The organism is Pseudomonas sp. LB3P31, from assembly GCF_054897945.1.
The window spans coordinates 3,644,917-3,658,188 of the sequence record NZ_CM142710.1; the positions used below are offsets into that span (position 1 = coordinate 3,644,917).

The window sequence follows — 13,272 nt, forward strand, 5'->3', positions numbered from 1 at the left end:
ACAAATCCCGCTCATGCAACATCTGGTAACTCCTCCACCCACTCATCGATTGAGAAGGCTAATGTGAGTCCTTATCATTTGCCCTCACATTTTTGATCGAGAGACCGCTCCCATGTTGGCACCGAAGCGTCTACTGACTGCACTCGCCCTGACCCTGATCGGCAGCACCGTCGTCCAGGCCGCCGACGAGGTGGTGGTCTACTCCTCGCGCATCGATGAGCTGATCAAGCCGGTCTTCGATGCCTACACCGCCAAAACCGGGGTGCAGGTCAAGTTCATCACCGACAAGGAAGCGCCGCTGATGCAGCGCATCAAGGCCGAGGGCGAGAATGCCACGGCCGACCTGCTGCTCACCGTCGACGCCGGCAACCTTTGGCAGGCCGAGCAGATGGGCATCCTGCAACCGTTCACCTCGAAGGTGATCGACGCCAACATCCCGCTGCAATACCGTTCCTCGGCCCACGCCTGGACCGGCCTGAGCCTGCGCGCGCGGACCATTGCCTACTCCACCGAGCGAGTGAAGCCCGGCGAGCTGACCACCTACGAAGGCCTGGCCGACAAGAATTGGGAAGGCCGCCTGTGCCTGCGCACGGCGAAAAAGGTCTACAACCAGTCCCTGACGGCCACCATGATTGAAGTCCATGGCGCCGCCAAGACCGAGCAGATCCTCAAGGGCTGGGTGAGCAACCTGTCCACTGACGTGTTCTCCGACGACGTTGCCGTGCTGGAAGCAATCAACGCTGGCCAGTGCGACGTCGGCATCGTCAACACCTACTACTACGGCCGCCTGCACAAGCAGAAGCCTGACCTGGCGGTGAAACTGTTCTGGCCTAACCAGGGTGATCGTGGGGTGCACGTCAACCTGTCGGGCATCGGCCTGACCAAACATGCGCCGCATCCAGAAGCTGCCAAGGCACTGATTGAGTGGATGACCACACCGGAAGCGCAAAAAATCTTTGCTGACGTGAATCAGGAATTCCCGGCCAACCCGGCCGTTGCGCCGTCTGCCGAAGTGGCTAGCTGGGGTAAGTTTGTTGCCGATACCTTGCCCGTCGAGATTGCTGGCAAGCGTCAGGCGGAAGCGATCCGGATGATGGATCGGGCTGGCTGGAACTGAGTTTGCTATTGCTCGTTTAAAGAGCGAAAGGTCAAGAGATCGCAGCCTCGTTTCACTCGACAGCTCCTACAGGGGAAAGCGAAACCCCAGGTAGGAGCTGTCGAGTGAAACGAGGCTGCGATCTTTTTGCATTTTCCCTAAACTGCACGATTTCCCCGCGAGAGCGCTTCCTTGGCCCACCCCGCCCAACGCCGCTGGTATCCCCTGGTCTTCGCCATCGCTGCGCTGGTCTTGCTGCCCCTCAGTGTCTTGCTGCTGTCTTGGCAAACCATCGATCAGCAGATCTGGTCGCACCTATGGGCTACCCAGATGCCGCGACTCCTGGGCAATACGCTGACCCTGGTGCTGGGCGTCGGTATCGGCGTTACTCTGCTGGGCGTCAGCCTGGCCTGGCTGACCAGCCTCTGTGAATTCCCCGGGCGCCGGTGGCTGGATTGGGCCTTGATGCTGCCGTTCGCGATTCCTGCGTACGTGCTGGCCTTTGTCTTTATCGGGCTGCTGGACTTCGCCGGCCCCGTGCAAACCTTGCTGCGTGACTGGTTCGGCACGGGCCTGCGCCTGCCGCGAGTGCGTTCGACCGGCGGCGTCATCCTGGTGCTGGTGCTGGTGTTTTATCCCTACGTGTACCTGCTGGCGCGCACCGCGTTCCTCGCCCAGGGCAAGGGCCTGATGGAAGCGGCGCGAGTCCTTGGGCAGTCGCCGTGGCAGGCGTTCTGGCGAGTTGCATTGCCGATGGCCCGCCCGGCGATCGGCGCGGGTGTGGCGTTGGCATTGATGGAGACCCTGGCGGACTTCGGTGCGGTGTCGGTGTTCAACTTCGATACCTTCACCACGGCGATCTACAAGACCTGGTACGGCTTCTTCAGCCTGTCGACCGCAGCCCAGCTGGCCAGCCTGTTGTTGCTGGTGGTGATGGTGGTGCTGTACGGCGAGCGGCGGGCACGTGGCGCCAACCGGGCGAGCAATGAGCGACCGCGGGTCAAGGCGCTGTATCACCTGCGCGGGTTCAAGGCCGTGGCGGCCATGAGCTGGTGCGGGCTGGTGTTCGCCTGCGCCTTCGTCATCCCGATGCTGCAACTGGTGGTGTGGTTCTGGCAGCGCGGGCGCTTCGACCTCGACGAGCGCTACGCCGGGCTGATCGTACATACCCTTTACCTGGGCGGCATGGCGGCGTTGATCACCGTCAGCGTGGCGCTGGTGCTGGCGTTTGCCCGCCGCCTGGCGCCGACTCGGGCGATCCGTTCAGGCGTGAGCCTGGCCAACCTCGGGTACGCCTTGCCGGGCTCGGTCCTGGCGGTGTCGATCATGCTCGCATTCAGTTACCTGGATCGCGAGTTGGTAATTCCGCTGTCCGGTTGGCTGGGCGGTGCGGGCAAGCCCTTGCTGCTGGGCAGCCTGAGCGCATTGTTGCTGGCCTATCTGGTGCGTTTCATTGCAGTGGCCTACGGCCCCCTGGAAAGCAGCCTGGCGCGTATACGGCCATCTTTGCCCGAAGCGGCACGTAGCCTTGGCGTCAGTGGTCCACGACTGTTTTTCAAGGTGTATCTGCCGTTGTTGCTGCCGGGAACCTTGAGCGCCGCCCTGCTGGTATTCGTCGACGTGCTCAAGGAAATGCCCGCGACCCTGCTGATGCGCCCGTTTGGCTGGGACACGCTGGCCGTTCGGATCTTTGAGATGACCAGCGAAGGTGAGTGGGCGCGGGCATCATTGCCGGCGCTGACCCTGGTTTTGGTCGGACTGTTACCGGTCATCGGATTGATCAGGCGCTCAGCGCATCGAAACGCCTAGGTGCCAGTCCTACACCTTGCAGCTACAATGCGCGGCATTCGGTGCGGTATGTCCTACAGACCAAGTCGCTGCAAACGGCTGTAAGCCCTCTAAATCAAGGCTTTCAGTCCGTCCAGTACTTGCCCGCACCTTCGCCACGCCCGGAAGGAGAAACCCATGGGACAGCGTACGCCTCTGTATGACCTTCATCTCGCCCTCGGCGCGAAGATGGTCGATTTTGGCGGTTGGGATATGCCTCTGCATTACGGCTCGCAGGTCGAGGAGCACCACCAGGTGCGTCGCGATTGCGGGGTTTTTGATGTATCCCACATGACCGTGATCGATATCAGCGGCCCCCAGGCCAAGGACTGGCTCCAGTTTCTGCTGGCCAATGACGTCGAACGCCTGCACAGCCCTGGCCGTGCCTTGTACAGCGCCATGCTCAACGAGCGTGGCGGTATCGTAGACGACATGCTGGTCTATCGACTCGAAGACGGTTACCGGCTGGTGGTCAATGCGTCCACTCGTAACCAGGACCTGGCCTGGATGCAGGCGCATCTCGACGGGTTCGACGTACAGCTGGTCGAGCGCTCGGAACTGGCCATGCTGGCCATTCAAGGGCCCCAGGCCCGGCACAAGATCGGCGAACTCGTCTCCCAGTCCCGTGGCAACCTGATCCAACTGCTCAAGCCGTTTGAAGGCCGGGCCGACGGTGACTGGTTCATCGCCCGCACCGGCTACACCGGCGAAGATGGCCTGGAAATCGTGCTGCCTGCCTGTCAGGCCCCGGGTTTCTTCAACGACCTGGTGGGCGCGGGCATTTCGCCGATCGGCCTGGGCGCGCGGGATACCTTGCGCGTCGAAGCCGGCATGAATCTGTATGGCCAGGATATCGATCAGGAAGTATCGCCCCTGACCTCGAACATGGCCTGGAGCATCGCCTGGGAACCGGCCGCTCGCCAGTTCGTCGGCCGTGCGGCCCTGGAAGCCGAGCGGGCAGGCGGCGTACAGCACAAATTGGTCGGCCTGGTGCTGGAAGAACGCGGGGTGCTCCGTGCCCATCAGGTGGTCCGGATAGCCAATGTTGGCGAAGGGGAGATCACCAGTGGTAGTTTCTCTCCTACGCTTAGCAAGTCGATTGCACTGGCGCGCGTGCCGATGGCAACTGCCGACCGCGCAGAAGTGGAAATCCGTGGCAAGTGGTACCCGGTCCGAGTGGTCAAACCGACCTTCGTACGCCATGGCAAAACCTTGATCTAACAAATTTTTTAGCGGGCAACGACCGCTGACATTTATTCTTGAGGACACACAAATGAGCGATATCCCTGCCGACCTGCGTTTTGCCGAAAGTCATGAATGGGCCCGTCTTGAAGCTGATGGCACCGTCACCGTGGGCATCAGCGATCACGCTCAGGAAGCCTTGGGTGACGTGGTGTTCGTTGAGCTGACCGAAGTCGGCAAAGTCTTCGCTGCAGAAGACCAGGCGGGTGTGGTCGAGTCGGTGAAGGCCGCCTCTGACATCTACTCCCCGGTTGCCGGCGAAGTGATCGCGGTCAACGAAGAACTGGGCGGTTCGCCTGAGCTGCTCAACACTGACCCGTACGGCGCGTGGATCTTCAAGCTGAAGCCGAGTAACCCTGCTGACCTGGACAAACTGCTCGATGCAGCGGCCTACAAGGCCGCCATCGGCGAGTAAGCTTCAAGGCGTCACCCCAAAGCCCCGACCTGTCGGGGCTTTTTTTTAGATCAAAAGATCGCAGCCAGCGGCAGCTCCTACAGGGGACGCGATTCCGTGTAGGAGCTGCCGAAGGCTGCGATCTTTTGATCTTCGCGGGTTCCGCGACAGTGCCTGCTATGCTGGTTTGACCGTGTTACATCGACGCCGAGCGCCACTCAAGAGAGAGCCCGTCATGTCCCAGTTGCCGTCCCTCAGCCAGTTACGCGACCCTAACGCCTTCCTTCGCCGGCACCTCGGCCCCGATGCCGCCGAGCAGCAAGCCATGCTCGATAGCCTGGGTGTCGGCAGTCGCGTCGAGCTGATCGAGCAGACGGTGCCGCCGGGAATTCGCCTCAACCGTGCCCTCGACCTGCCTCCCGCCCTTGACGAAGTAGCCGCACTGGCCAAGCTGCGCGGCTATGCCCAGCAGAATCAGGTGTGGACCAGCCTGATCGGCATGGGCTATCACGGCACCCTCACGCCTGCGGTGATATTGCGCAACGTTCTGGAAAATCCCGGTTGGTACACGGCCTATACCCCCTATCAACCAGAAATCGCTCAAGGCCGGCTGGAAGCGCTGCTGAATTTCCAGCAACTGACCATCGACCTGACCGGGCTGGAACTGGCCAATGCTTCGCTGCTGGATGAGGCCACCGCTGCGGCGGAAGCCATGGCGCTGGCCAAACGAGTGGCCAAGTCGCGGAGCAATCTGTTTTTCGTCGATGAAAACTGCCATCCGCAGACCATCTCCGTGGTGAAAACCCGTGCCGAAGGCTTCGGTTTCGAGCTGATCATCGACTCCGCAGAAAACCTCAACCAGCATCAGGTGTTCGGTGCGCTCCTGCAGTATCCCGATACCCATGGCGAGATACGCGATCTGCGCCCGCTCATCGATCACTTGCATGCCCAGCAGGCCCTGGCCTGTGTGGCGGCGGACCTGCTGAGCCTGCTGATGCTGACTCCGCCGGGAGAGCTGGGGGCCGACGTAGTGTTCGGTTCGTCCCAGCGCTTTGGCGTGCCAATGGGCTACGGCGGGCCCCATGCAGCGTTCTTTGCCAGTCGTGAAGAGTACAAGCGGGCGATTCCGGGGCGCATCATCGGCGTGTCCAAGGACGCACGTGGCAACGTTGCCTTGCGCATGGCCCTGCAGACCCGCGAGCAACATATCCGGCGCGAGAAGGCCAACTCGAACATTTGCACCGCGCAGGTCCTGCTGGCCAACATTGCCAGCTGTTACGCGGTCTATCACGGGCCGGAAGGGCTGAAACGGATTGCGCAGAAGGTCCATCGCCTGACCTGCATTCTGGCAGCGGGGCTGGAGCGCCACGGCATTACCCGGCTGAACCAGCACTTCTTCGATACCCTGACCCTGGAAGTCGGTGGCACTCAAACTGCGATCATCGAGAGCGCCCGAGCAGCGCAGATCAATCTGCGCATTCTCGGTCGCGGGCGACTGGGCCTGAGCCTGGATGAAACTTGCGACGAAGATACCGTCGCCCGCTTGTTCGATGTATTTCTCGGCGCCGATCATGGGCTGAATGTCGCCGAACTGGATGCCGAATCCCTGGCCAACGGTATTCCAGAGGGTCTGTTGCGCACCTCACCCTATCTGCGCCACCCGGTGTTCAACGCGCATCACAGCGAAACCGAAATGCTGCGCTACCTCAAGCAGCTGGAGAACAAGGACCTGGCGCTCAACCAGTCGATGATCCCGCTGGGCTCCTGCACCATGAAGCTCAACGCCACCAGCGAAATGATCCCCATCACCTGGCCGGAATTCGCCAACCTGCACCCCTTCGTGCCCAGGGAGCAGGCGATGGGTTATACCTTGATGATCGAGGAGCTGGAGCGCTGGCTCTGCGCGATTACCGGCTTTGACGCGATCTGCATGCAACCCAATTCCGGGGCCCAAGGCGAGTACGCCGGGCTGCTGGCGATTCGCAAATACCATGAGAGCCGGCACCAGGGCGCGCGGGATATCTGCCTGATTCCCTCTTCGGCCCACGGCACCAACCCGGCGTCGGCGCAGATGGCCGGGATGCGCGTAGTGATCGTCGAATGCGACGAGGCGGGCAACGTTGACCTCGACGACCTCAAGGACAAGGCCGCAGCGGCGGGGGATAAGCTCGCCTGCCTGATGGCGACCTATCCGTCGACGCATGGCGTGTACGAGGAAGGGATCAGCGAGATCTGCGAGGTTGTCCACAGCCACGGCGGCCAGGTGTATATGGATGGCGCCAACCTGAACGCCCAGGTCGGGCTGACGCGGCCGGCGGACATTGGCGCCGATGTCTCGCACATGAACCTGCACAAGACCTTCTGCATTCCCCATGGCGGCGGCGGTCCGGGCATGGGGCCGATCGGAGTGCGGGCGCACCTGGCGCCGTTCGTGGCCAATCATCCTGTGGTGCCGATCGATGGGCCGTTGCCGCACAATGATGCGGTCAGCGCTGCGCCCTGGGGCAGTGCGAGCATTTTGCCGATCAGCTGGATGTACATCGCGATGATGGGGCCGCAGTTGGCGGACGCCAGCGAGGTGGCAATTCTTGCGGCCAACTACCTGGCTCAACACTTGTCAGGGGCATTTCCAGTGCTCTACACCGGCCGCAACGACCGGGTGGCGCACGAGTGCATCCTCGATTTGCGACCCTTGAAAGCGCTCACCGGGATCAGCGAAGAAGACGTCGCCAAGCGCTTGATGGATTACGGTTTCCACGCGCCGACCATGTCGTTTCCAGTGCCTGGAACCTTGATGGTGGAGCCTACCGAAAGTGAGTCGAAGGCGGAGCTGGATCGCTTCATTGGCGCGATGCTCAGCATTCGGGCGGAAATCACCGAGGTGCAGAACGGCAACTGGCCCGCCGAGAACAACCCGCTCAAGGGCGCGCCGCATACGCTGGCGGATATCATCGGGGTGTGGGAGCGACCTTACAGCATCGAACAGGCGGTGACCCCGGATGCCCATACCCGCCTGCACAAGTATTGGCCGGCGGTAAACCGAGTGGACAATGTGTACGGCGACCGCAACCTGTTCTGCGCGTGTGTGCCGGTGGATGATTATCGCTGAAGCACCATCCGCGCATTCCCACTGTAGGAGCGAGCCTGCTCGCGATGACGGAGTGTCAGCCGAGGAAAATTTTGAAGGTGCCGGCCCCATCGCGAGCAGGCTCACTCCTACAGGGGTTTCAACAGAATAATTTGTACTGGGTAAAAAAATGCCGCTCATGGGAGCGGCATTTCTGGTTCAGCAAACAGGCTTATTCCGACGCAACAGCATTCTTCGCCAAAATCGCATTCGCCAGTTCCATGTCCGTAGCTTGCAGGCCAGGATTGTCGGCACGGACTTTCTGCATCGCCGCTTCCAGGTACGGACCGCGGATGCCGCCGTCGCTGGCGACGAAGCTGCCGGCGTCGTCTTGAGCGGCAATAATCAGCTTGTGATCCTTGAACGTCAGGTAAGTCGAGCCGGTGGTCGCACCGGACGAGAGGACGTTACGCCAAAAGCTATCGGCCATCGCCGATCCAACTGGAAGGGACAACACGGCGAGGGTAGCGACAGCAAACTTGAAACGCATGATGGGTGACTCCACTGGATTAACTAGCGCGTTGGATCGTCAATCTGCCAATCCGGTTCCGTGCTGGCTTACTCATACGGTTCCACTAGCAGGATTGCCCCTTGCTGCCCTGTCACCCGGACGCGACTGCCCGAGGCCGCATCGGGGCCGCGGGCCATCCACACGCCGTCGGCGACCTTGATCTTGCCGCGCCCGTCGATGATCGCTTCATGCACCACAAAGGTCTTGCCGATCAGCTCCTGGCCCCGCAGGTTAAGGTTCGGCTCGTCACTCTGGCGTACTGCGCTGCGCTGGCGTCGCCACCAGTACAGCGCCGTGGCGATCGAGAGCAGGCCGAACAGCAGGAACTGCACTTCCCAGGACATGACGGGCAGCAGGAAGGTCAACACGCCGACAGCGGCTGCCGCCATGCCGATCCACAGCAGATAGCCGCCGGCACCGAACACTTCAAGAATCAGTAGCACGGTGCCGAAGGCCAGCCAGTCCCAGAACGACAGGTTTTGCAGGAATGCCCACATGGTATGCCTCAGGCCTTCTTGTTATCGAACGTAGCCTTGACGATTTCGCCGATGCCCCCGACTGCGCCAATCATCGAGCTGGCCTCAAGTGGCATCAGGATCACTTTGCTGTTGTTGGCCGAGGCCAATTTGCCCAGCGCGTCGATGTACTTCTGGGCGACGAAGTAATTGACCGCTTGCACGTTACCGCCCGCGATGGCCTCAGACACCACTTTGGTCGCCTGGGCTTCGGCTTCGGCTTGACGCTCACGGGCTTCAGCTTCGAGGAACGCAGCCTGGCGACCACCCTCTGCCTCGAGGATCTGCGCCTGTTTCTTGCCTTCGGCGGTGAGGATTGCGGCGGCACGCAGGCCTTCGGCTTCAAGAATCTGGGCGCGCTTGATCCGCTCGGCCTTCATCTGCCCGGACATCGCCGCCATCAAGTCGGCGGGTGGGCTGATGTCCTTGATTTCGATCCGGGTGATCTTGATGCCCCACGGCGCCGTGGCTTCATCGACGGTACGCAGGAGTTTTTCGTTGATCCCGTCACGCTGGCTGAGCATCGCATCCAGCTCCATGGAGCCGAGGACAGTACGGATGTTGGTCTGCAGCAGATTGCGGATCGCGTGTTCGAGGTTGTTGACCTCGTAGGCCGCCTGCGCCGTGTTGACCACCTGGAAGAAACACACGGCATCGATCTGCACCGTGGCGTTATCGGCGGTGATGACTTCCTGGGGCGGAATATCCAGCACGCTTTCCATCACGTTGATCTTGCGACCGATGCGGTCCATGACCGGAATAATGATGTTCAGGCCGGGTTTGAGGGTGTTGGTGTAACGGCCGAAGCGTTCGACCGTCCATTGATAACCCTGGGGTACGACTTTGAAACCCATGAACAGGATGGCGACCACCAGGCCGACAAACAGTAAAAGCACGGTACCGATCTGCATAACAATTCCCTGTTGAGTGCATCAATGAATTCTCGACCGCCGAAGTGTAGCGGTGCCGGTCGCGGATAAAAACCGCAACCGTACTCTCGCATCATCAGGACTTACTTCTGCTCGCTCTGCGGCGTGACCCGCAGCACCTCTTCGATGGTTGTCAGCCCGGCTGCGACCTTCTGCGCCCCCGACAGGCGCAGGCTGCGCATGCCTTCCTTGAAAGCCTGCCGGCGTACCGCCAGCAGGTCTGTGTCGGGACTGATCAGCGACTTTATCCCGTCTGTCAGCTGCATGATTTCATAAACCCCCGCGCGCCCGCGGTAGCCGGTGTCCCGGCATTCCAGGCAGCCGATGGCGCGCTGGGCGTTACCCGGCAGAGGCGCCTGCCAGGGCTTGGTCAGGGTCTGCCAGTCGTCTTCGCCCAGGTTCAGCGGCGCCTTGCAGTGCGGACACAGAGTGCGCACCAGGCGCTGGGCCATGACGCCAAGCACTGTCGCCTTGATCAGGTAATGCGGCACACCGAGTTCCAGCAGGCGGCTGATGGCGCTGGGTGCGTCGTTGGTGTGCAGTGTCGACAGCACCAGGTGGCCGGTGAGCGCCGCCTGGATTGCCATTTCAGCGGTTTCGAGGTCGCGGATCTCGCCGATCATGATGATGTCCGGGTCTTGCCTCATGAGTGCACGAACGCCGGCGGCAAAGGTCAGGTCGATGTTGTGCTGGACCTGCATCTGGTTGAACGCCGGCTCGACCATTTCGATCGGATCCTCGATGGTGCAGAGGTTGACCTCGGGCGTCGCCAGCTTCTTGAGGGTGGTGTAGAGCGTAGTGGTCTTGCCGGAGCCGGTCGGGCCGGTTACCAGGATGATGCCGTTAGGTTGGCGGGTCATGTCCTGCCAGCGTCGCAGGTCTTCGGCGGAGAAGCCCAGCTGATCGAAGTCTTTGAGCAGCACTTCCGGGTCGAAGATGCGCATGACCATTTTTTCGCCGAACGCCGTCGGCAAGGTCGACAGCCGCAGCTCGACTTCACCGCCGTCCGGGGTCTTGGTCTTCACCCGGCCATCCTGGGGTTTGCGCTTTTCCGCAACGTTCATACGGCCAAGGCTCTTCAGGCGACTGACAATCGCCATGGTCACCTGCGGCGGGAATTGATAGACGTTGTGCAGCACGCCGTCGATGCGAAAGCGCACGGTTCCCTGTTCGCGCCGGGGCTCGATGTGAATATCACTGGCGCGTTGCTGGAAGGCGTACTGGAACAGCCAGTCGACGATGTTGACGATGTGCGCGTCGTTGGCGTCCGGCTCTTGGTCGCTGGCGCCAAGATTGAGCAACTGTTCGAAGTTGCCCATGGAGTTGATCTGCTGATCGCCAGTGGTTGCCCCGCTGACTGATTTGGCCAGGCGGAAAAACTCCACGCTGAAGCGCTGGATGTCCACCGGGTTGGCCACCACCCGTTTGATCGGCAATTTCAGCACGTGGGTCAGGTCGGCCTCCCAGCCGTTGACGTAGGGCTGGGCACTCGCCACGGTCACGGCGTCGCGGTCGACCGAGACCGCAAGAATCTTGTGGCGCTGGGCGAACGCGTAGGACATCAGCGGCGTGATGGCCGCGACGTTGATCTTCAGCGGGTCGATTCGCAGGTACGGCTGGCCGGCCTGCTGTGACAGCCACAGGGTCAGGCTTTCCAGGTCGAGATGTTTGCCGGGGCGGCTGAGATCGTCGAGATGCTGGCCGGCAATGAACTCCAAAGGGTGCAGTTGGCCATTAGTTGCATGGCGCCGCCGGGCATTGAGTGCGAGTTCGGCTGAATCCTGGCTGATGAAACCCTGGGCGACCAGTTCGCGCAGCAAATCATTGAGATCCAGCCAGCGGTCCTGAATGGCGAGTTGAACGGACATGCGGGCTCCTCATGAACAACAGTGCGCAAAGGATAGACGCGCAGCCGTCAACCGTTGGGCCACTACCCGACGAAGCCGTGTCGAGGGGTTTCAGCTGGCGGTTTGAGGGATTAGTGTGCCGGTCTGAGGTTTTTGCGGTGTTGCTGCTGGCCTCATCGCGAGCAGGCTCACTCCTACAATTGACCGAGTTGCCTGAGCGAGCGCGGTCGAATGTAGGAGTGAGTTTGCTCGCGATGGCGTCCTTACATGCGCAGCAACATCTTCCAGGCACGATTCTGATAGACCGCAATCGCCTGCTGCTTGCGCGCATCCAGCGATTCATCGGTGATCGGCTCGTTGGCCAGTTGCGCCAGCTGCTTCAGCTCACCGTACAGGCGATCCATTTCCGGGATCTCCAGCACGCCACGGGCATGGTGCAGCCAGGCCTGGATGCGTTCGATGCGCGGCAGTTGCTCGGCCAAATCTTCCGGTTGCTGCTGATAACGCTGCAGCTGCAGGGACGTGGCTTCTTCGCCCAGCAGGCGCGGCAGCCAGCTGCCCAGTTGCGCTGCGCCCTGGCGATTGCCGCGCACGTTGCGCTCGGCGGTCCAGGTGCGAGCCAGCAACCAGCGCGAAGTGGTCAGGGAGAACAGGCCCCAACGCGGGTCTTCCAGTTCTTCGAGGAACTGCTCTGGCGCGGCCTTGCGCACGTCTTCGTCATCCAGGCCGGCTTGCACCAGTGGACGCCAGTCTTCGAGCAAGGCATCCAGTGCCACTCGCAAGTCGTGGGTCGATTGACGCGGAGCGGCTTGCCCCAGGCTGCTGAGCAACGCGCGCATTTCGGCCAGGTTCTCGACCCAGTCCAGCAGCAGGCGCCAGTGGCCATTGAAGCGATACTGCTCGGCCAGGCGTTGGCTGCTGCCCAGCAAATGCCAGCACAGTGCTGCGAATGCATCGTCCAGCGGCGTTTCGGCGCTGATCTGTGGCGCTGGCAGGCTCAGCGAATAGCTGTTGGCGTCATACAGGCGATAACCGCGCTCGGCCTTGCTGATATCACACGGCATCAACGCCAGGGTCGCGGCCAGTTCGGCTGCCAGTTCCAGCAGTGCGGCAGGTTCGCCTTCGCGCAATTCCAGCTCCAGCTCGCAGATTTCTTCCTTCTGCTTGCCGACTACCACGTGGCCCAGGTCCAGTGCGGCTTCGATGACCACTTTGGTCTTGCCGCGGCCCCAGGCGATTTCAGCGCGCTCGCGGACGAAATCGGTGGTGAAGATGGCTTTCAAGGTTTTCTTGTCCAGCTCGGCCAGCTCTTCAGGCCAGCATTCGCCGTCGAGTTTTTTCACATCGAGCTTGGCTTTGGGCAGGTTCCAGTCGTATTCATTACGCTCGGACAGGCCGGCAACGCTTTGGCCGCGGGTCTTGAGGGTCTGAATCACTTCTTCGCCATCGCGGCGCAGGCGCAGGGCAACCTTGGCACGAGCCAGATCGCGCTCAGGCGTGTCGAAGTACTGGTTCATCAGTTCACGGCGTTCCCAGCCACTTTTGTTGCGTTTCTTCAGTAGCGGGTGCTCGCGCAGCGCAGCGAGGGTTTCGCGGCTGACGCGGAGCTTGATTTCGGTTTCTTTCTGCATGGCCGGAAAATCCAGGATCGGGAGCGCAGCCAGGGGAATGTGTGGCTGCCAAGGCCGTGCAGTGTACAGGACTGTGACGAGGTAGAGTCCGCGACGGTTTATTCCTGTGACTGGATGGCTCTATGATGGACGTCAATTCGGGAGTTGGAGTCA

10 protein-coding genes are annotated in these 13,272 nt (G+C 61.4%); 5 read left to right on the plus strand and 5 right to left on the minus strand.

Annotation, left to right across the window (positions count from 1 at the left end):
- Nucleotides 1-112: 112 nt before the first annotated feature.
- The 5 genes from ACYZTK_RS16505 to gcvP all read left to right on the plus strand — a co-directional run bounded on the left by ACYZTK_RS16505 (nucleotide 113) and on the right by gcvP (nucleotide 7,668).
- Nucleotides 113-1,117 (plus strand): extracellular solute-binding protein, encoded by a 1,005-nt coding sequence (locus ACYZTK_RS16505; protein WP_462010858.1) that lies wholly within the window; start codon nucleotides 113-115, stop codon nucleotides 1,115-1,117.
- Nucleotides 1,118-1,288: 171 nt separating this feature from the next.
- A complete protein-coding gene (locus ACYZTK_RS16510) occupies nucleotides 1,289-2,905 on the plus strand; it encodes an ABC transporter permease (protein WP_462010859.1) in 1,617 nt (538 codons plus the stop codon).
- Between the two features lie 156 nt (nucleotides 2,906-3,061).
- Nucleotides 3,062-4,144 (plus strand): glycine cleavage system aminomethyltransferase GcvT, encoded by a 1,083-nt coding sequence (gcvT, locus tag ACYZTK_RS16515; RefSeq protein WP_462010860.1) that lies wholly within the window; start codon nucleotides 3,062-3,064, stop codon nucleotides 4,142-4,144.
- A gap of 52 nt (nucleotides 4,145-4,196) precedes the next feature.
- Nucleotides 4,197-4,580, plus strand: coding sequence for a glycine cleavage system protein GcvH (gene gcvH, locus ACYZTK_RS16520; protein ID WP_462010861.1), 384 nt, complete (start codon nucleotides 4,197-4,199; stop codon nucleotides 4,578-4,580).
- A 214-nt stretch (nucleotides 4,581-4,794) separates the two neighbouring features.
- Nucleotides 4,795-7,668, plus strand: coding sequence for an aminomethyl-transferring glycine dehydrogenase (gcvP, locus tag ACYZTK_RS16525; RefSeq protein ID WP_462010862.1), 2,874 nt, complete (start codon nucleotides 4,795-4,797; stop codon nucleotides 7,666-7,668).
- Between the two features lie 190 nt (nucleotides 7,669-7,858).
- On the opposite strand, the gene ACYZTK_RS16530 is transcribed toward gcvP, so the two are convergent.
- The 5 genes from ACYZTK_RS16530 to ACYZTK_RS16550 all read right to left on the minus strand — a co-directional run bounded on the left by ACYZTK_RS16530 (nucleotide 7,859) and on the right by ACYZTK_RS16550 (nucleotide 13,119).
- Nucleotides 7,859-8,176: a DUF2388 domain-containing protein gene (locus ACYZTK_RS16530; protein ID WP_462010863.1), complete on the minus strand. Its 318-nt coding sequence runs from the start codon at nucleotides 8,174-8,176 to the stop codon at nucleotides 7,859-7,861.
- Nucleotides 8,177-8,244: 68 nt separating this feature from the next.
- Nucleotides 8,245-8,694: an NfeD family protein gene (locus tag ACYZTK_RS16535; protein WP_462010864.1), complete on the minus strand. Its 450-nt coding sequence runs from the start codon at nucleotides 8,692-8,694 to the stop codon at nucleotides 8,245-8,247.
- Nucleotides 8,695-8,702: 8 nt separating this feature from the next.
- Complete coding sequence (locus tag ACYZTK_RS16540; RefSeq protein WP_045059637.1) at nucleotides 8,703-9,623, minus strand: SPFH domain-containing protein; 921 nt, start codon at nucleotides 9,621-9,623, stop codon at nucleotides 8,703-8,705.
- A gap of 101 nt (nucleotides 9,624-9,724) precedes the next feature.
- The gene (locus ACYZTK_RS16545; protein WP_462010865.1) at nucleotides 9,725-11,509 is read right to left on the minus strand and encodes a GspE/PulE family protein; all 1,785 of its coding nucleotides are present in this window, start codon (nucleotides 11,507-11,509) and stop codon (nucleotides 9,725-9,727) included.
- A 242-nt stretch (nucleotides 11,510-11,751) separates the two neighbouring features.
- Nucleotides 11,752-13,119, minus strand: a complete 1,368-nt coding sequence (locus ACYZTK_RS16550) for a CYTH domain-containing protein (RefSeq protein ID WP_462010866.1) — start codon at nucleotides 13,117-13,119, stop codon at nucleotides 11,752-11,754.
- Nucleotides 13,120-13,272: the final 153 nt, after the last annotated feature.

What these genes read in the sequence shown, in the direction of transcription:
- ACYZTK_RS16530 (WP_462010863.1), bottom strand. Translation starts at nt 8,176, where the DNA reads ATGCGTTTCAAGTTTGCTGTCGCTACCCTCGCCGTGTTGTCCCTTCCA.
- ACYZTK_RS16550 (WP_462010866.1), bottom strand. Translation starts at nt 13,119, where the DNA reads ATGCAGAAAGAAACCGAAATCAAGCTCCGCGTCAGCCGCGAAACCCTC.
- ACYZTK_RS16540 (WP_045059637.1), bottom strand. Translation starts at nt 9,623, where the DNA reads ATGCAGATCGGTACCGTGCTTTTACTGTTTGTCGGCCTGGTGGTCGCC.
- ACYZTK_RS16505 (WP_462010858.1), top strand. Translation starts at nt 113, where the DNA reads ATGTTGGCACCGAAGCGTCTACTGACTGCACTCGCCCTGACCCTGATC.
- ACYZTK_RS16545 (WP_462010865.1), bottom strand. Translation starts at nt 11,509, where the DNA reads ATGTCCGTTCAACTCGCCATTCAGGACCGCTGGCTGGATCTCAATGAT.
- gcvP (WP_462010862.1), top strand. Translation starts at nt 4,795, where the DNA reads ATGTCCCAGTTGCCGTCCCTCAGCCAGTTACGCGACCCTAACGCCTTC.
- gcvH (WP_462010861.1), top strand. Translation starts at nt 4,197, where the DNA reads ATGAGCGATATCCCTGCCGACCTGCGTTTTGCCGAAAGTCATGAATGG.
- ACYZTK_RS16535 (WP_462010864.1), bottom strand. Translation starts at nt 8,694, where the DNA reads ATGTGGGCATTCCTGCAAAACCTGTCGTTCTGGGACTGGCTGGCCTTC.
- gcvT (WP_462010860.1), top strand. Translation starts at nt 3,062, where the DNA reads ATGGGACAGCGTACGCCTCTGTATGACCTTCATCTCGCCCTCGGCGCG.